The organism is Bradyrhizobium sp. CCBAU 11434 (assembly GCF_028128895.1).
In the GTDB taxonomy this organism is placed as follows: Bacteria; Pseudomonadota; Alphaproteobacteria; order Rhizobiales; family Xanthobacteraceae; genus Bradyrhizobium; species Bradyrhizobium zhengyangense.
Genome location: NZ_LBJX01000094.1, coordinates 1 through 19849, shown reverse-complemented (window position 1 = coordinate 19849; position 19849 = coordinate 1). Strand labels below are relative to the sequence as shown.

The following is a 19849-nucleotide window of genomic DNA, read 5'->3' as shown; positions in this document are numbered from 1 at the left end:
CGATAAGAACCTCCTGACTGCCTTGAAGATGATGGACGAATCTCTGCGCGCGGTGGCTCAAGGCGGATGGTAAGCGATGCCAGTAATACGGATAGAGATCAGCGCGGCAGTCACTGGTCGCTGTTGCTGGTTGATGCGCAGTCTGATCCGATTGCGTCCACTGACATTCCTGAGCGTCCGCCGAGGCGGAGTGATACCGATCTCACTGCGGCCTTGAAGATGATATACGAAATTCATCCCGGAGACGCCGCTCTCATCAATGACGCGCTCGACGAAGCCTTGAAAGCCCCCTAAAGTTCTGACTACAGAGCTAAGGAAATCTGCCCTGGAGCGGGCTGCACGACTTGGTGCTCTAAGTGCGTGGCTTAAAGAATCGCAGCTGCTGGAAATGTGGGTAATCGAAAGCTCCGTCGTAGGCGTACGGCTAAAGTTTGGGCGTAAGCCGACCTCGCCGAGCCTGTCGGATAGCTCGAGCTCGGAGGCGATATGGCGCGCTCAGCAGCAATTGAAAAAGCGCTCTGTTAGCTTGGTAGATGGCGGCCGAGCGGTTACGTCCTGAACCCGTCATCACCTGCGCGCCGTCGGCGTTGTGAACGGACCACAACCACCTTCGACCGCGCTGCTTCAAGACATATTCGAAGAATGGGAGACTCATGGTTAGCGAGCTCCATTTCTGACAGTCGTGCGTTTGGTCTTCTGAATGCCAGAGCGGGCCCATTCCAGGCGATGTCTCACTGTAGCAGCCTTGGCCATGAACTCGCTTGATCGGTCAATGCCGCTTTCGTCATCAAAAGTGAGCTCATCCTACGCTGTCTGTCGTGGCGCCAAAGTCGCGAGATGCTTGCGCGTTTTGGCGCGACATCTGCGGGATCCGGTCATCGTTTGCGGAGGACTTATACCGCAGCAACCGTTTTTCTCTAGCAACTTTGAGTGGGTCGTCACGAAGGAAGGGTCGACGTGCATCAATCGTGACACCAGATTGGCCGGTACACCCCTTTTTCTCTGCCCAAACAGGTCACCGCCATCAGGATCGTCCACTGTGGCCCAGTGTGCCCAGAACAATGGTCCTCCCATGTGATCGGCCGGACAATCTCGTTTCCGTCAGTATAGATGCGGCCAAGCGTGCTTGCTGGATCAGCCATCTTAAGCCAGGTTCCGCCCTTTGCAACCGTCCTTAGCGCCGATTAGGGGGGGCGGCAGTGCTGCAAGAGCAGGTAAATCAAACAGTTGGTATAGTTCGGACGGATGGGCTTGCGAACAACAGGCTGGCCGGAGCTATGGCTCAGTGTTTTGGACCAACGGCAGTATGCACGGCAAAGTTGCGTTAGGATCGATGCGCGCTGACAAGATAGCTGCGCGTTGCCAAGTGAGATGTCCGCAATGTGGGCTGCATCTTTGCCGCGCTCGCCGGTATGCCGAGCTTCAATGCCCCAGCAACGGCAACCTATGACTACACGTAATAGCCTTCCTGTTACCGCGGGCGGCCTTCGGCAAACGTCCGTATAGCTCTTGCCAACCTTCCCATATCCGCAATCGATCTTCGTGTAATTGAGCTGCCGCTTGACGTCGCTTTAACTGTCGAGCAATCGAGGGGGCGGACTGCAGTTATCTTCGGTGATCCCGCCGATCGATCGAACCGAACGGATTAAACTCATGAGTGCTACACGAAAGTCTTGTTTTGATACTTTGCACGGGAGCGGCTGTGCATGTGATCCCGCGGCTGGCTTGTTTGGCTCAATCGAGCGAGCGCCCGCAGAGTTTGCTTTTCAGGCACGAGGGTCTGAACGATGAGCGGACGTTTCGGCCGTTCGCCTGCGGTGTGCTTTCTTCTTGGTCTTCCACGATCCGGGACGACACTCCTGGCGCATTTGCTCCAGCACCATCCAGACATTGTGGCTCCGCCTGAACCCTGGTTGATGCTGGCGCTTGAAGCATTTGGCAAGGTGGACCAGCGCCATCCGGCGGGCAGCTCACTGATCAAGACCGCGACCTCGGAGTTCCTGGGGCGGATAGATCGTACGATCGCCAGCCGCGCTTATGCCGATGCAGCATATGATCAGTATCTGGCGGACGCGGGCAAGCGCATCATCATAGACAAGACACCGCGGTATTGGACCGTGCTTGAGTTTCTTGAATCTGTCTATCCAGAAGCGCCACACATCCTTCTGATGCGCAATCCCTATGCCATCGCCGCTTCACTGAAATCGACGTGGGGCATCCCACTGCGGACAGAAAGCCCGCATTCGGTTAGCGTATCCAGTCTCGCCGATCTCATGCTCCGTCTGCCCGACGTCATCATAACTTCACTCGCCGATTTGGTTCTGGGCCTTCCCAAGCTCGCCGCGCACCGCTCTCGCCCGCAGACACAGTTCGTGCGATACGAATTGCTCGTGGCGCATCCGGACGAGGAAATCCGGCGTCTGTTGAAGGGGCTCGGCTGTGACCCAGCGGCCGTCGCATCGGCTGGGATGAGACAAGCGGATTATCTTCGATCCAGCAGCTTTGGGGATCGAAATATCCTGGAACGAAACGCCGTCGACGAAAGCTCTGTCAAATCATGGCAATCTCAATTGAGCGTCGAAGAGATGCAAACCGTGACTGATTTGGTCGGCGCTGAGCTTTTGCTAGAACTCGGGTATGAGCAGGAACTGCTGCGTGCACAGAAAGCCGGAGTGCTGGATAGGGGAGGTGAGGTAACCGAACTCTATCGTCGGATAGTCCGAACTTGGTGGGATTTGCGAAGTACCAAGGCCGGAACATTATCCGGCCTCTCTCACGCTGGAGAGCCGGTGGACACAGCTTGGAACGTTTCGGAGAACCGCGACGCGGCTATCGAGATGTTGCGAGGCGAGGTCGCGCGGCTTGAGCGGATCCTCAATAACTCCTAGGGCGATCTGAATGCTTGCGATCAAAACACGTTGGTTGATTTAGCCAAGATCCTTAACCCGCACGAGCTGATCTGCCGATCAGGTGTGAGGCCGGCGCCGGCCGCACCAGCGGAAGAATACGAGATGCTGCCGCGTCTGTAAGTCTGCTGTCCAATGGAGCTCGACCTCATGGACGAGCCTGCCACTTGGCCGGCCGTTTCCTCCGCCCATATTCTCCACTCTGGGCTGGAGCCACAGAACGGCGAAGAACAGAGATCCTGCATCGAAAAGAAGATATATGCTGCCGAAACATCTGCGCCGTCTCGAGGCTGAATCGATTGAAATCATGCGTGATGTGGTCGCCGGGTTCAAACGGCCGGTCATGCTTTACTCGATCGGAAAAGACTCAAGCGTGATGCTGCACATTGCGATCAAGGCGTTCTATCCGGCAAAATTGCCTTTCCCCCTGCTTCACGTCGACACGACCTGGAAGTTCCGTGAGATGATCAGCTTTCGAGACGCGACAGCCAAGCGGCTCGGCCTCGACCTGATTGTCCATATCAACGAGGAGGGCATCGCGCGCGGGATCAATCCGATCGATTCCGGCTCCGTGCTCCATACCCAGGTGATGAAGACAGACGCGCTGAAGCAGGCCCTCGACCTCCACGGATTTGATGCCGCCTTTGGCGGCGCCCGGCGCGATGAGGAAAAGAGTCGCGCAAAAGAACGGATACTCTCCTTCCGTTCGGCCGGACACGTATGGGACCCCCGTAACCAGCGGCCGGAGCTTTGGAGCCTGTTCAACACACGGATACGCCAGGGTGAAACCATGCGCGTGTTTGCGATGTCAAACTGGACCGAGCTCGATGTCTGGGAATACATCATGCTAGAGAAGATTCCGGTCGTTCCGCTCTACTTCGCAAAACTAAGACCCACAGTACGTCGAAATGGTGCGACGATCATGATCGACGACAAGCGATTGCCGCTTAACTGCGGCGAGACGCCGGAAATGCGGATGATCCGCTTTCGAACGCTTGGATGTTATCCTTTGAGCGGGGCTATTGAATCCGAGGCGATGGCGATTGAAGACATCGTCGCAGAAATGCGGACTGCGACTGTGTCTGAGCGCCAGGGACGCCTAATTGATGTCGATGAAGCCGCTTCAATGGAGAAGAAGAAGAGGGAAGGGTACTTTTGATGTTTGTAAAGCCGGCAACGGAAGCGGTCCCGGCCAGGACAAAGGATCAGCTGCGATTCATCACGTGTGGCTCGGTGGACGACGGCAAATCGACGCTGATCGGCCGGTTACTGCACGACAGCAAGATGATCTACCACGATCAGCTCACGGTGCTGGAACGCGACAGCATCAAGCACGGTAGCACCGGAAATGACATCGATTTCGCGTTACTCGTGGACGGGCTTGAGGCCGAACGGGAGCAGGGCATCACGATCGACGTCGCCTACCGCTTCTTCACGACGCCGCGGCGCTCCTTCATGGTGGCTGACGCTCCCGGCCACGAACAGTATACCCGCAATATGGCTACCGGCGCCTCCCATGCCCAGCTCGCCATCATCCTGATCGATGCCCGCAAAGGCGTGATGGTTCAGACCCGCCGCCACTCCTTTATCTGTTCGCTGCTCGGTATTCGTCATGTCGTGCTGGCAGTGAACAAGATCGATCTTGTCGCATACAACAAAGAGTGCTTCGATCGGATCGCCCGTGACTATCTGGCCTTTGCCGCCGGTCTCGGCTTCACCTCGATCGTTCCGATCCCGATCTCGGCCCGCTACGGCGACAACGTCGTGGACCGCTCCGCTCATGCCAACTGGTACGATGGTCCCTGCCTGCTCGAGCATTTGGAGAGCATTGACATCCCGTCCGGCACCGCAGGCCAGCCTTTCCGCTTTCCGGTCCAATGGGTGAACCGCCCAAAGCCGGATTTTCGGGGCTATGCCGGGACGGTGGCTTCCGGGAGGATCTCGGCAGGAGACGAGATCGTTGTCGCCGCGTCGGGACGGACCACGCGCATCAAGCGGATCGTGACCCACGATGGCGACCTTGTCGGCGCCGAAGCCGGCGATGCGGTTACCATTACGCTGGAAGATGAAATCGATATCGGCCGTGGCGACATTCTGTCGCGGCCGGACGACCGACCGAAGGTCGCCGACCAGTTCGCCGCTTACGTGATCTGGATGGACAACGAGCCGCTCGCTCCCGGACGCAATTACGTCCTGCGGATTGGATCGCAGACGATTATCGGCAGCATTACCGCAATTAGACATCGGATCGACGTCAACACTTGTGAGCATCTGGCCGCCGGGATGCTTTCCCTCAACGAGATCGGCTTTTGCGATGTTGCGACCGCAATGCCCGCAGTATTCGATCCTTACGAGCTCAATCGAAAGACCGGGTCATTTATCTTCATCGATCGTTACACGAATCGTACGGTCGGGGCCGGCATGATCGCCTTTCCGCTACGGCGGGACACCAATATTGTTAGGCAAGCGCTATCCGTGGACAGGAGGGAGCGCGCCGCGCTCAAGAAACAGAAGCCTTGCGTCATCTGGTTCACTGGCCTGTCTGGCGCGGGAAAGACAACGATTGCCAACCTGGTTGATCAAAAGCTGTGTGGCATGTCGCGGCATACTATGCTGCTGGATGGCGACAACCTCCGGCACGGATTAAACGGGGACCTCGGCTTCTCGGAGACGGACCGCGTGGAGAACATTCGGCGCGTCGGTGAAGTTGCCAAGTTGATGGCGGACAGCGGCTTGATCGTGATCTGCTCCTTCATCTCGCCCTCTAGGGCCGAACGCGACAGGGTGCGCGGCCTGGTTGGCAAGGATGAGTTCATAGAAGTCTTCGTCGATACGCCGATCGAAGAATGCGCTCGGCGAGATCCAAAAGGCCTGTATTCAAAAGTGAAATCCGGCCAGATCAAGAACTTCACCGGGATCGATTCGTGCTACGAAGCACCAACAACACCGGAGATTCATCTGAGGACCATGGAGCAGACCCTAGAGCATTCAGCGGAAGCGGTAGTGGATGTCTTGATGGCGCGCTCAATTCTTGATGGTTAGATGTCCCTCGCATCGCACCATCAAATATCCTGCGGGCCCGGCCAAAGACGATTCGGCTCGGGCTGGGCTGCGATCGGACTTTTCGCTTTAAAGGAACAAAATCGTCGCACCCACTCCTCGAGTGCCCGCTTCCGGTTACGTGCTCGAAGTGACGGGCAATCCGAGACCGAGTACGCGAGCAGAGATTGAGCATGAGCGGGAGCGGAGGAGATCCTTCTCCAGATGAGAATCTACGACGATAACAAAGGCCAGAGAGGACTTCCGACTCCCAGTCGGTTGAGTTTCGCTTAGCGCTTCTTGCTACGCGTGCGGCCAGCGACGCCGAGCTCCCGTTAAGCCAACCAGGCAGCGTCTCGGCCGGCTTTGATTTTTCGCGCAGCAGTATGAGGGTGGGACCCCGGTTTTCCTCGCCTGGCCGCATCCGGCGAGCGGGCGCTTGCTCCAGTATATTGACCAATCCGAACCTAGCAGTCGACCCCGACTCCCTCCTGTCGCGACCCGCCAGCTTTCGGGGAGCTTGCTTCCTTTTGGCCCGCCGCTCGTCAGCCGATGCGGCTCGCGTACGCGCCGCGCCTTCGCATCGCAAGACAAAGCAGCCGCGATCCTTAGCCATCCTGCCATGAAGCCGGTGAGGGGCGCGGCCGAAAAGGCAAGGGAGTTCATCCATGACAAGCGGCAAGGACGATGTCTTGATGATCCGCTCTGGTCCACCGTCAACCTGTTCGACCGCGCGGTACACCGCGTCGAACGCGAGCTCGCCATCAACGAGCAAGCGCTGCAGAGGAGCCAACGCGAACAGGACGGCTCGGAGGTGCAATCCGTCCAACCAGATCGCCTCGATGCTGCCAGCTTAGCGATTGCTCGCAGAGAGGGACACGTGCCATCACCTTGAGTCGGCTCGACGTAGTCCTAAGCAGGACGACATGTTCTGCTTCACGGCGACTGGCCGAAAGGTGTCGAACTGATCGTTGCTAAACGGCCAGCGATCCAAGGCCTCCCAATTGTCTTCAAGCCGGACTCGACGAAGGCCGCTCCATTGAAGCGCAACGACGTGATACCGGCAGTCAGGTGCGACGAGCGCGTACATTTTCCAGGCACCAGCAGCCAGGAGGATCTCGCCTGCACGGCGGAGAAGCTCGGTACCTCCATCTGGGGGCATGGCGAGGATCGTACGTGATCGGAAGATTGGGTCATCACTTACCTGCAAGTATCGCGCTTGCAGGCGAAATGCCGATGGTCCTAATGTCGAACTCTCACTCTAGCTCGCTGTGAATCTCCGCACTCTGCTGCCTACGTCGGCTTGTCGCCGCCAGATGGGAGTACGTCAGGAAAAATTCACGCGAGAAAATCCCGCGAGAGGGTTGAAACGCCCCTAACGTCAAGTTGTACGATCTCGAAATGGACAACGGCGGTCGTCGGCGTCACAAACTCTTCAACGAGCGACGGAGTGCGAATGCACCAAGTCTTGAGCCCACGCATCAGACTCCCGCTGCGAACGACGATGATCAAGTGTGCCATGCCTTGATCTGCATCCGAGCGCGATGATCCGACTGCATCGTTTTCCAACGTCAAGTTTGCCTGAATGGCGCAGGTTTACACGTAAGTCGGTCGGCCAACCTGCCGCTTCGTGACGCAAGAAGGCAGCCGCGCTCAAATCTGCGCATGCGTGACGGCTAGATTAGAGCGCGCGTCGGGGCCAATTGCGTTCGAGGGCGCGGTCGCAGAGCCAATTTCTGGGAGGCTTGAATGGTTATCGGTGAGGAGCTTTGCAAAGATCGCTTTGCATCTGCGTTGAGATATGGAGGTTTGTCATGCGGCAGGCTTTTCGGAGGCCGACCCGAAGCGCGGCCGCGATCTATGGCGTTTGACCGAAGAAGTCGACGCTCGCCACAGGGTCTCCCTGGTGGGGCGGGCATACTCCAGATCCATTGACCAATACAACTTGAGGAGGAATCGTTTGACAAGACAGCGCTCTTTGCTGACGCCTGGTCCATTGTCGTTATCGCTGGCAGTCAAAAGCCGGATGCTGCTTGATCTCGCGTCGCGCGATTGCGAGTTCAAGGAAGTGACCGCCTGCATGAGGCGGCTGATGCTCAGCTTGCTGGGAAACGCTGAAGACTATTCGGTGGTGCCTATTCAGGGAGGCGGCTCTTTTGCAATGGAAGCCGCTCTCTCTTCATTTGTGTCCCGAGGGGACAGGCCGCTTGTTTGCATAAACGGCATCTATGGCGAGCGCATTTTACAGATTTTGCGCCTGTGGGGCGTCGAAGCACTGAGGCTTGTTAAGCGAGCGACCGATCCTTTGGATCCGCAAGAAATTGGCGAGCATCTGAGCCGAAATCCTGGCGTTACGCACCTGTGTTTCGTGCATTGTGAGACGACAACCGGAATCGTCAATCCGCTGGACGCGATCGTGGAGGAGGCGAGGCGACGGGGTGTAAAGACCATTATCGATGGGATGAGTTCTTTCGGCGCCCTTAATATTGATCTGCGCCAGCGTGGACCTGACGTCCTGGTCACCTCGAGCAACAAGTGCATAGAGGGGCCGCCGGGAGTAGCGTTTGTCATCGCGTCTCGCGAGCTGCTGGAGAATGCGGTTCAAGAACCGAGGTCGTTTGTGCTCGACGTTAGAGATCAATGGCTCTCGCTCGAGCGCACGGGTGAGTGGCGATCGACCCCACCCACACACATCGTTCAGGCAACGACAAAGGCCCTGGAGATTCTACGCGAGGAGGGCATTGATGCCAGGCGCTGCAGGTATGAGAAGGTCAGGGACGATCTCATAGAAGAACTCGAAGGTGTGGTGTCTCCGCTGCTGCCCACGGAGTTGCAGTCGCCGGTCTGCGTCGCGTTCAGTGCGCCATCCGGAATCGTGGACCAAGCAGGATTCGATGGGCTGTATCGCCACTTGGCGGCCCACAACCTTTACGTCTACTCGAAGCTGCATCTTGCGACGCGGAGCTTCCGCGTCGGTTGTATTGGGGAAATCCAATCCAGCTGGATCGAGCAGTTAGGCTGCGCTTTTCGTACATATTTCCGGTCAGGTCAGGCTCGGTCAGCGGCGCCGATGTCGGCCCAAGAGTCATGCGGGGCTCGCGTAAAGATGCCGGCGCGAGCGGCTGGGGACCGGCAGCTGCCGTTTTCAGCCGAAACTGCTGTTCTACATGCGGGCTATCGACGTGACGTAGCAACGAAAGCCGTCGCGGTGCCGATTTACCAGAATACAGCTTATGAACTCGATGGCGATCTAAACCACATTGCCGACGTCTACAACGTAAAGGCCGATGGGTTCACCTACACAAGGATCATCAATCCAACGACGCGCGCGCTGGAAAGGCGCTACGCCGCCGTCGATATGGGAAGGGACGCGCTCGCCGTTGCGTCAGGTCAAGCAGCGACGTTCCTTGCAATCGTCAACCTGTCAAGTGGCGAAGTGGGGGACAATGTCGTCGCCTCTCCGTATCTATATGGCAATACTTGGAACCTGCTCCACAACACCTTAAAGCGTCTTGGAATCAGCGTGAGGACGGCCGATCCTCAAAGGCCAGAGACGTTTGAACGTGCCATTGATGATCGCACGATATGCCTGTTCGGAGAGGTGATTTCGAATCCTTGTCTGATCCCGCTCCCCGTCAAACAGCTGGCCGAGATCGGCCGAAAGTACGGCGTGCCTTTGGTCGTAGACAATACGACGACGCCACTGGTATGCCGGCCGTCAGATCTCGGCGCTGCCATTACGACGTACTCCGCAACGAAATATATATGCGGCCATGGCACGACGCTCGGTGGACTGATCGTTGACAACGGCGAGTTTAGCTACCGGGGAGCCTCTCGCTTTCCCTTGTTCAACCGCCCCGACGATGCGCATGGCGGAATTGTTTGGCATAACGCGGTGCGCGATGTCGACGATCTGGGAAAGAGCGAGTTTCTTCTCAAAGCTCGCATGACCTGGTTGCGCGATACCGGCGCGGCCATCGCTCCGTTTGCGAGCTTTCAACTGATACAAGGGCTTGAAACGCTGCCACTTCGCATGAAGCAGCACTGCGCGAATGCCAGGATCGTGGCCGACGTTCTCAAGGAGCATCCAAAAGTACGCCGTGTGTTCTACCCGGGGCTCTTTGAAGGCGCCGATCGAGAAATCGTCGAACAGACACTCAGTGCTGCATACGGCCACGGGGCGATGGTCATGTTCGAAGTGGAGGACGAACAAGCCGGGCGCAAGTTCATTCAGAACGTCGACTTGATGTATCACGTTTCGAATGTAGGCGATGCCCGCACGCTGGTGACCCATCCTGTCTCGACGACCCACACCACCGTCCCGCGGGAAAAGCGCGAAGCTGCCGGCATATTTGGCGGCTCGATCCGGCTTTGCGTCGGCATCGAAGATGTCAACGACATCCTGCGCGATCTGGACAAGGCGCTTTCCGCAATCTGACAACCTGCAAGGCGATCAGGAGGAGGTTCTCATGAATCAGGCAGACGCTTGGAAATTGAGGTCATCACGTTATGAGGCCGTTCAATTCAGCCGAGAGATCAATAGGCAGCTCTCCGAGCTGAGGCCCGACAACATAACGGGAGCCGTATATATTGCCAAAGATTACGCTATCATCACTGCGTGCACGCTCGCGACTGTGTGGGTCTCATGGTGGCTCTACCCGCTGGCCGTCCTTCTAATTGGTGCCTATCAGCGCGGATTGACAACCATCGCTCATGATGCGGCTCACCGCACGCTCGCGAAGAACACGACCTGGAACTACGTCCTGGGCATTCTGTTCGCTTCCTATCCCTTGTTCCAGCGCCACTGGGCCTACCGGATTTCGCACGTCTATTTGCATCACCCCTATCTTGGAGACCCGGACAAGGACCCCGACCTGAAGTTCTTCCTGGCCAGCGGCGTTTACGAGGTGCAGCCTCCGGAGCGGTATGCTTTCAACATGATCTGGAAGCCGATCTTCGGCGGCGCGACAGTGGCGTATCTGAAGTACCTTTGGACGAATCGATTTTCGGTCACAGATGTCGAGGATCTGAGCCGCTCAGGCATACTTGTCGACAAGTATGGCTTCTATCTCTTCTGGATCAGCATCCTGGCCGGGTCATATGCTGTTGGGCTGCTCCATATCGTCGTCCTGTTCTGGATCGTGCCCTATCTCACCACGTTTCAGGTCCTCGGCTGGTTTATCGAGCTCGCTGAGCACTCACCTATGTGCGAAACCGAGACGCAGAACGTCTATCTCACCCGGAATCGGAAAGGAAATTTCCTCGAGCGGGCCATCCTCGGGCAGAATTTGGATGAGTACCACCTTGAGCATCACCTTTCGCCGGGTGTCCCGTTTTGGTTGTTGCGCAAAGCTCAAAAAATCCGAATGCAGGATCCGAACTATGCGAAGGTTGCCGCGACCTGGGGCGGGCTCTTCGTCAAGGGGCCTCAAGGTCAACCTAGTGTCATAGCTCAGTTGAAGGAGCGAAATCGACGCTTGTATGAGCAGTCCGTTGCCGAGATTCGCGCGCGAGGGCAGGTCGCGTGACGTTGCTAGGGCCAGAGAGCACCCGAGCCGTGGTCGGCGTCACTTCGAACCGTCTTCTGGTCGATGGTGTGCATCGCGACTGGTTGCGGCGCAAGTACTTGCAGGCACTTCATCGTCATGCGGGAGTGGCTTGCGTCATATTGCCGACGGTGGACGCCGAAGATGCGAGGGAGGAGGTGGCCCCGGCGATCATGCGCCGGCTCGACGGCTTGGTGTTGACAGGTGATGAATCGAACATCGACCCCGCCGTCCTGAGAGCGCCTGCGTCCTTGGCGGAGGATGACCGGCAAGACGTTGAGGTTGGGATCCTTGACCTTCCGCGGGACAGGCTCTCTGCCGTAACTATAGAGAGCGCCATCGCGCTCGGAATGCCAATTCTGGGCATCTGCCGTGGGCTTCAGGAACTCAACGTCTATTTCGGCGGCACGCTCCGCTCATCGCTTGCGGAGTGGAGGCCGGAAAGTGGCGCGATGCATGCCGAGAAGCCAGATCGTTCAAGAGACCGTCAGTACGACGCCGCGCACAGCGTCAGCATATGTTCCGATGGCGCGCTCTTTCCAATCGCGGGCGCGATCGAAGCGCAAGTCAACTCGCTGCACAATCAAGGCATCGAGGCGCTTGCGCCGGCGCTGAGGCGGGAGGCGTGGGCGGCTGACGGTTTGGTCGAGGCGGCTTCGGTCATTGGCGCCCCGACCCTGCAAATCGGTGTGCAATGGCACCCCGAATGGCACGTCTCAACCGATCTCCTCAGCAAGCAACTGTTCAAGGCATTTGGAGAGGCGTGTGTTGGATACTACCGAACGAAGAAGAACTAGAGGCGGATTGTGACATTTCGAACCAAACGTGGTCCGTGCACCTCGAAAGGACATTTCCTCGGAGCCAACGCACGCGTCGGGTCCTGCGAGGGCCGTGCGTCGCCTCGCGGGCACAGGAAGACTGGACGATTGGCGAATCGCTTCGCTCTGGGAGTTTTCTTTGTGGCGCTTTACGTCGTCCTGAGCGCGGCAGGCGAGGTTTATGCGGCGTCGTATTTTCAGCAAGCGGATGTGTTCGTCGCGCTCCTGCTCTCCTTCGCTGTGGTTTGTCTGATGTTCAATCTCCTGGCTCGCCACGGGGGAGGCGGGGCAACGGTGACGAAATGGTCGCTCCTGGTCTTTGTCGCGCTCAATGTCGTGACAGCAATCAGCTGGATCGGCTTATTTATCGGATTGAAATACGCAGAACCCGCGATCGTCGTCGCCTTCATGGTGGCGCTGGGGCCCACCGCAACAGCGTGGTTGAATGCACTGATCAGGCGCCAGGGTGCCCCTCCAGCATCCGATATTGTCGTGAGCGTTACGATCGCAACGATCGGAACTTACATGATTTGGATCTCGGCCTGCGGCAACGCAGGCGTGGAGTGGGGGGCTCGATCGTCCTTTGGCATCGTCTTGGCCATCGTGGCCGGCCTATCGCTGGCCCTTACAAATATACTTGTCAAACTGCTCTTCGATCGTGGGTTTTCCGGCCGACAAGTCCTGGCGCATCGCTTTTATGGAACGATTCTCTTGCTGCTGGGACTAGTCGATCATTCATCTATCTTGCCTGAGATCTCGCAGCATTGGTTTGCGATCGCAGCAATTGGGCTGTCGACGATCCTTATTCCTTTGCTCTTGATCCAGCAGGGCATTCGGCGCGTAGAGCCCTTCACCGTCAACATGGTCCTGTCCACCGCCCCTATCATCACCTTCCTGTTCCAGTACTTCGATTCTCGCATCGTGCCTTCGTCACACACGTTCGTTGGAAATGTTCTCATTACGGCTGTTGCTGTCGGCAACATCTACTTGCAGTATCGGAGATCCGCATGAAAGAACGGAATTGTGTAATCGTAGACGCATACTCTACCGGCCGATACCTACCGGAAGAGTTCAAGCGCTATGGAATTGGAACGGTGCATGTGATGTCGGCTGCACAGATTCCGCCCATATTCCAATCGCATTTCAATGCGGATCTGTATGGTGAAGTCATTCGCCCCAGGGAGCGCATGGGGTATGACGAGATCGTTGAATATCATCTTCAGGCTCTCCATGGCCGGGAATTGGAGTTCGTTATCGCGGGCTGCGAGACCGGAGTTGAACTCGCCGATTCTTTGTCGGAGCGGCTGGGCTTACCATCAAATGGGACCGCGCTATCCGCTGCTCGGCGTGACAAAGCGCGATTGTCTTGCGCGCTCACCTCTGCAGGCGTGCGATCGATCAGGCAAGTCGTGTCCGACAGTCCTGTAGAGATCGCGAGCTGGAAGCGCGAAGCGAAGTTCGATCAGATCGTGATCAAGCCTCTGAACAGTACGGGTACCGAGGATGTATTCTTTTGCTCGACAGATGCTGATATTCAGCGGGCTCTTGGCGCAATTGTCGGGAAGACGAACCGTGTCGGAGCATTGAATCGTTTTGCCCTCGGCCAAGAAAAAATAAATGGCCAGCAATACACGGTCAATGCCGTATCGATGGACGGGGAAGCCTTCGTTACGGAGGCCTGGACATATGACACGGTTCCAATTGAGGGGGCGTCATCGGTCTGCTCACTTGAGAGATTGTTGGAGGGCAGCGAACCAATCGTTCAGGAACTGTCAGACTACTTGGAGCGTGCGTTGCAGGCACTACAGATCGTCGACGGGCCGGCTCATGCTGAGATCATCGTCGATCATCGGGGACCGGTCCTGGTGGACTTCGGAGCGAGGCTTCAAGGGACCATGTCGGCAAAAGCACGAACGATGGCGTTGGGGCACAACCATTTGACCCTGACGGCCTGGCGCTACGCAGATCCCAACGGCTTTGGTGAATATATGAGGCTGCGCGGGCCCTACAAGCGGCAGGCTCACGCACTTTGCGTCTCGCTGATCTCAGATATGGGCGGTGTCGTTGCCGGTTACCCGGGACTCGAAGCAATCCGCAAGCTCCCAAGCTTCGCGGATGCCATTGCATTTGTTCCGATTGGTCAAGAGCTAGTTCCCACGATCGACTTGGCGTCAACACCAGGCATCGTTTATCTCGTGAATAGCGACTTGACTCAGCTTGAGAGTGACTATCGCAAGTTGCGAGCAATACGAATGGACCAGGTGTTCGATTTAGTGATGCAGGACCGCGACTAATGCCGACAGATCCCAGGTTGACCGGAGCGAATCCAGCCCGCGTGGCGATGGTCGGCGCAAGCGACTTCGATGGCGTTCTGCGAGGCAAACACGTCTTGGGTGAAGATCTCTCGGATGGAGATAAAGTTATCAAGTTCTCTGAAGCGGTGCTGGCGTGGGATTGTACGGACCGGGTCATTCCGGCCAGTTTCACGCAAAAGCCGCTATCAGCGTTCGGAGATGCTGACCTGCGTATTCTGTCAGGCACCGGCCGTTCGGTGTCTCATCTTGGCGATCAATATCTCTACCTCGCGGAGTTCACGGGCGCACATGAGGACGTCTGCCCGCGCGGTATTCTGCGTAAGGTCCTGCGAAGGGCTGCTGAACACGGATACGACTGCACTGCCGGGTTCGAGTTTGAATTCATGCTGTTTAAGGAGAACGCAGACACGATTGAAGAAAAGCCGTTCGGCGAGTGGGCTCCTTTAACTCGCGGCCCGTTCGGCTACTCGATTGCGCGCTCTGTCGCGCAACATGAGCTGTTTGATGAGATCTTGGCGCTTTGTGAGAAGGCTAGAATACCTCTCAGCGGACTGCACTTTGAAACGGGACCTGGCGTGGTCGAAGCGTCACTTCGTCATTGTGATGCGCTGGAAGCTGCCGATCGGGCAACCATATTCAAGTCGATGATAAAGGCCTGGGCGCAAACGCGAGGCATGATGGCTACATTTATGGCCAAGGTTTCCGAGGAATGGCCCGGCCAGTCCGGGCATATTCACATCTCGATGTCCTCGGATAGTCAGAATGCGTTTTACGACAGTGATGCGTTCGGCAACGTCTCGAAGCTTATGAGGCAATTCATCGCCGGACAACTAGAATACATGAATGAGTTCTGTGTGCTCGCTGCGCCGAACTTCAACAGCTACAAGAGATTGGTACCTGGCTGCTGGGCACCAATCTGTCCAAGCTGGGGAGTTGACAACCGCTCCTGCGCAATTCGCGCCATTCCGGGAGAGCCATCTGCCCATCGCCTGGAGTATAGGCTGCCTGGCGCAGACCTGAACCCATATCTCGCGCTCGCAAGTGCGATTGGTTCGGGAATATTGGGTGTCGAGACAGGTCCGGCACTGCCGGCTTCGATCGTCGGTGATGCAAGCGCGGAAATGTGTCGGCCGTCCGCGAGACTGCCTCAAAGCCTATCAGAGGCAACGTCTCGGTTTGCAGAGTCTGCGGCGGCAAGTGATGTCTTCGGAGAAAGGTTTGTTGAAGCGTTTTCTTGCTCGCGCCGTTGGGAGTGGGAAGCCGTTCAACATCGGGTCACCGACTTTGAACGTCGGAGATACTTCGAGATCATTTAGCTTGAGCTCTTCGACAGTTCTGAACTTCATTCCTCTCGCTTGCCGGCCACACTATTGCGGCTGCCTGTTCCGCTGATGTTGGACTTCATACAGAGCAAATGTGCGTTACTCGTTAAGTGAGGACCTCGGGAACGTTGAGGAGGTCTGCTGTTATCTGCTCTGTGGCAGCAACCGCGATTGCTCCGTTGGGATGCTAGATTATATCTACAGTTCGATCCCAACCTCGTCGCCCCGAGGATGCTCGAGGCCGGCGCCAGCGCATTGTCCAAAATTTGGAAGCCGCGGCGTCGCGGCACGCGGCTCAAATAGATGTCAAGCGTCAATCATCAAAAGAGCCGCGGGCGCATATTTTCATATTCCAGATGAGTAGGGTCGCCGCTGGCGTCGAGGTATTCGGCATAGCCGGGCGCACTGCCGACGTCCTTGAGCAGGAGGGAAGTCCCTCTATCGTCGTGGAGTCGAACCATTTTCCAAGTTTGATCACTTGGTCTCAGCTGTCACCGAAGTGGATCGTCTTCGCGCCGATCTCCTAAACGATATTGAAGAGCCCCGCGTCACCTCCGGTTTCACATCCTTGAGAGGTGACCTTGATCCGGACCGAGGTCGTGGTCGGGCCCATGCCGCCAGCCTCGGGTCATGTGCATGCATCCTGTAGATCGACGCTCAAGGTCGGAGCAATCTTGGTGGTGGAACCGATTCTCACGCTTTCTGCTGTTTCGAGACGGGCTAACGGTAGTTCGCCGATATCGGATTGGCGCTCGGTGTGCTTGGCACGCTCACTGCGCTATTTTTATGACCGTATTCTAAGTGCGCTTAACTGGGCAGCATCCTCGGCGAGGTCCTATTCTGAAAAGGACTTGCGCAACGTAGATTCTCCTCACTCGAACGCGCGAAGAAGAGGTCGAGTTGACGGAACGTTCCACATCGAGCCAGATCTACGCATAGTTGGATCCGAAACTCTTTGGTCGAACAATAGCATCTCCTCCCGGTTAATAAGAGCTTTGCTGCTGCCGAAGCCTGGCAATCGACCCTGCGGTTCGCCATGCTCGACGGCTTTCGGTATTCGGGAATGACTTTGGCAAGGCTATTTCTGGCAGCGCACATTTCCATACTGGTCACGGCGAGGCAGCGGAATGCGGACCGGCGCTACAATCGACTATCCCGCACCTTATGGGTCATCCTCTATTGTGCCTCAGCACCACAACAGCTTCCATGAATAGGAACTCGGACGGCAGGGTTGTGCATTCGGAGAGCATCCTTCGTCAGCCAACCGTCAGCCAGGTGGCCTATCCAGGGACGCTGCGCATTGTTGACCGTATGGGAGATGGAACATGACGGGCATTGGCCGACCTGGCGAACCGCACGTTGGGGCTGCGGGAGCCGACACTACGTCGGTATCGAGCAGTGCGCATTCGGAGCCAAAGTTTGTCCCTGCGGAAGGCCACCAAGTGTTCAACTCCGTCGTGGAGCGGATGCGCTTAGCGTCTGAAGATAGCATGGCGACGCTCGCGAGCCTGCCCTCAGGTTCGGGTGTGGCAGTCCCCACTTCCTCAAGCGGTGAGGGGATCAACGCAGCGAAACAAAATATGGACGGCCTGCTTGAGGAACTTGATGCTTGCCACAGTGCTGCCACGGGCGCTCAGAGCTCGTCTGAGGCGCAAGAGCTGATCGATCAGGTTGTCAAAGCAGGCGCAGCAGTTCTGGACTACTACGCGAGCCTGTCTCCAGATGTGGCGCGCAGCATTCTGTCCGAAGAGCAGGCTCGTCGAATTCGTGACCGGACTCTGGATGCGGGGAACGAATGCAACGCGCTGGCCGCACCGACTATCTACGCCTTGGAGAAGAGTAGGGAGAATGCGGGAAAGATACTCGAGCGGATGCGCCAATCCAATGCTCCGCCCGACCAGTTGTTTCGAGCGGCTTCGAGTGTGGCGAAACACTATTTGGCCTGCACGGAGTGGTGGGAAAAGAAGGCGTTGCGCTCTGAACGGATGCAGTCCGTCTGCGCAGCCACGGCCAGCTTGCCAAGTGCAACGGCCGAAATGCGACAGGCCGAACAGGCGACACTACGGCTGCATACCGGTTGGGCACTGAATACGAGGTGCGTGCATCTGCAATCGCAAGTCCTTCTCGCGCGGGTCATGATTGAGTCGCACGCGAGCACGCTCGACCCGGCCGTCAGGCAAATCCTCTTGGGTGAGAACGGTCGAGCACGTCTACTCGGAACCTTCATCGGCGATGTTGTTCCGGCATTCCTCTCAACGGGCGACGCTGTTCTGAACAGCAAAGGACAAGCCCTCGACGCAGAGCACTGCGCCGTTCTGGAAGGGGTCATGGAGCGGCTATCGGAATTTGCGTCGGCGCTGCCCAACATGGTTGCCGAGCTAAGGAATAAGGGAGCAAGTCCCGAGCTTCCGTTGGATCTGTTGGATCAGATCGTGGAAGGATCGTGGGTCACGGCCCATGAGGTCATGCGCCTGCTAGCAGTGCAGCCGAAGACACCAGCCATCATTGCACCGCCAACGGAGGCTGGCCTTGCGTTACCGGCCGACGCTGCCGGCAACGACCCGGCGGCCGAAGGCAGTCCAGCGCGAAGGAAAGGGAAGGGCAAGCGCAGGCAGGCCGGAGGTGCGGGGAGTTCGGCAGCCGGGCAGCCCGAGCCGCAGCTCGCTAGGCCCGACGCCGATACGACGCGAACCACCAAGGTTATTGTGCTCTCGGATCTGGGCACGAAGAAACTCGCGAGCCCGGAGGAGGCGCATACGAGGATGTCATCGTCCGCGAGAGAACACTTGGCAATATGGCAGGCCCCGCCATCGGCGGAGACACTGACGCGCCTGCTCGCGCGATTGGACGAACTCTTGCAATTCGATCTGCGCAGTGAGCAAAGAGCCGTTTCGCAAGCGCGCCACATGAAGCCCGAAGATGCCGAGCACGTCGTGGACACCGTGGTTGAGCGGCTGCAGAGCCAATCCGCGGAGATTGAGGCCTGTGTAACCGCGCTGGACGAACCTCGCCGACGCGGCCTACTCCCGCCTATCCAAGTGCCCGAAGTGCAAAAAAAAATAGTCCGCCTCAAGGCGATGTTGTCGGAGGTTAAGGGGCAGGCACGTACTGCGAAGGCGCAAAAGGCTTCGATCGAGATCGATTGCATGAAGACCTATGCGTTTCCCTCGCAGAAGTACCTCGAACGGTTGCAGGCGGCCGAGGAGTTGGCTCCCTTGGAGTCACCGCGCGCGCTGAAGGGTGAGCCAGGAACGCTATTCGAGCTCAAGCTGCAGCCTACGCCACTGCGCAATGGTACGGTGAATCCGATGTGGGTGCACATCCATACGAAGCGGCGGGTCTATGCGTGGCAGTTAACGACATTGGATGACGCCGAATTCGCCGCTTGCCACGTGAAATCCAACGAACAGCGCGGCTACAATCGCCTCTGGCAGAACGCTCGAGCTGCAACGGGTCACGAAGACGTCGTGATCCACCGCGGCAAGCTCACGCCTGCGTTCTGCAAGTCCTTGTTAGGTTCCGCTTTTAGCGGCTATCCAGGGTATCCTTTGGCCGGAACGGAGCGCGGGGCACGCAGGTGACTCGATACGAGACTAGTTAAGCGCCTCGATAGAGTGCCGCTTGTGGTACGGCATTGGTCTTCTTCGCATCCGGATCCAGTGGCCGAATGAACCGCACTTTGGCCTCCAGGCTCCAACTCCTGAGTTAAGAAGCCGGATTGAGCTGTGTTGGAGAGGCGAGCGTTCGCCAGAGACTGAGGCGTCGTCGTCAACGACGGAAATCAAAGGCGTGGACAAGACGAGCCCTCCTGAAGCGGGAATAGCGGCTGCAAGCATTAGCCACCTTGCGCGAAAAGTGGGCTCGACTGATGAACTTGTAAAATCATACTTGCGTTTGTTCAGG

The 19849-nt window shown here is 57.4% G+C and carries 11 protein-coding genes; all 11 read left to right on the top strand.

Annotated features, from left to right (window positions below; all coding sequences use genetic code 11):
• Positions 1 to 1787: 1787 nt before the first annotated feature.
• The 11 genes from XI06_RS24815 (at position 1788) to XI06_RS24765 (ending at position 19527) form a co-directional block, all read left to right on the top strand.
• On the top strand, positions 1788 to 2888 hold the full coding sequence (locus XI06_RS24815; RefSeq protein ID WP_271606690.1) for a sulfotransferase family protein: 1101 nt from the start codon (positions 1788 to 1790) through the stop codon (positions 2886 to 2888).
• A 220-nt stretch (positions 2889 to 3108) separates the two neighbouring features.
• Positions 3109 to 4065 (top strand): sulfate adenylyltransferase subunit CysD, encoded by a 957-nt coding sequence (gene cysD, locus XI06_RS24810; RefSeq protein WP_271606818.1) that lies wholly within the window; start codon positions 3109 to 3111, stop codon positions 4063 to 4065.
• Positions 4065 to 5948, top strand: coding sequence for a sulfate adenylyltransferase subunit CysN (cysN, locus tag XI06_RS24805; RefSeq protein ID WP_271606689.1), 1884 nt, complete (start codon positions 4065 to 4067; stop codon positions 5946 to 5948). Before cysD ends, cysN begins: the two co-directional genes overlap by 1 nt.
• Positions 5949 to 6567: 619 nt before the next feature.
• Positions 6568 to 6840, top strand: coding sequence for a hypothetical protein (locus tag XI06_RS24800; protein ID WP_271606688.1), 273 nt, complete (start codon positions 6568 to 6570; stop codon positions 6838 to 6840).
• Between the two features lie 1065 nt (positions 6841 to 7905).
• A complete protein-coding gene (locus XI06_RS24795) occupies positions 7906 to 10383 on the top strand; it encodes a 2-aminoethylphosphonate--pyruvate transaminase (RefSeq protein WP_271606687.1) in 2478 nt (825 codons plus the stop codon).
• 31 nt (positions 10384 to 10414) lie between these two features.
• A complete protein-coding gene (rtxC, locus tag XI06_RS24790) occupies positions 10415 to 11473 on the top strand; it encodes a dhydrorhizobitoxine desaturase (RefSeq protein ID WP_271606686.1) in 1059 nt (352 codons plus the stop codon).
• 29 nt (positions 11474 to 11502) lie between these two features.
• The gene (locus XI06_RS24785) at positions 11503 to 12288 is read left to right on the top strand and encodes a gamma-glutamyl-gamma-aminobutyrate hydrolase family protein (RefSeq protein ID WP_271606685.1); all 786 of its coding nucleotides are present in this window, start codon (positions 11503 to 11505) and stop codon (positions 12286 to 12288) included.
• Positions 12289 to 12417: 129 nt separating this feature from the next.
• Entirely contained in the window at positions 12418 to 13320 is a 903-nt protein-coding gene (locus tag XI06_RS24780; RefSeq protein WP_271606684.1) for a DMT family transporter, read from the top strand.
• Positions 13317 to 14603, top strand: coding sequence for an ATP-grasp domain-containing protein (locus XI06_RS24775; protein WP_271606683.1), 1287 nt, complete (start codon positions 13317 to 13319; stop codon positions 14601 to 14603). The genes XI06_RS24780 and XI06_RS24775 overlap by 4 nt, the downstream gene beginning before the upstream one ends.
• On the top strand, positions 14603 to 15940 hold the full coding sequence (locus XI06_RS24770) for a glutamine synthetase (RefSeq protein ID WP_271606682.1): 1338 nt from the start codon (positions 14603 to 14605) through the stop codon (positions 15938 to 15940). Before XI06_RS24775 ends, XI06_RS24770 begins: the two co-directional genes overlap by 1 nt.
• Positions 15941 to 17271: 1331 nt before the next feature.
• Complete coding sequence (locus XI06_RS24765) at positions 17272 to 19527, top strand: hypothetical protein (protein WP_271606681.1); 2256 nt, start codon at positions 17272 to 17274, stop codon at positions 19525 to 19527.
• Positions 19528 to 19849 lie beyond the last annotated feature (322 nt).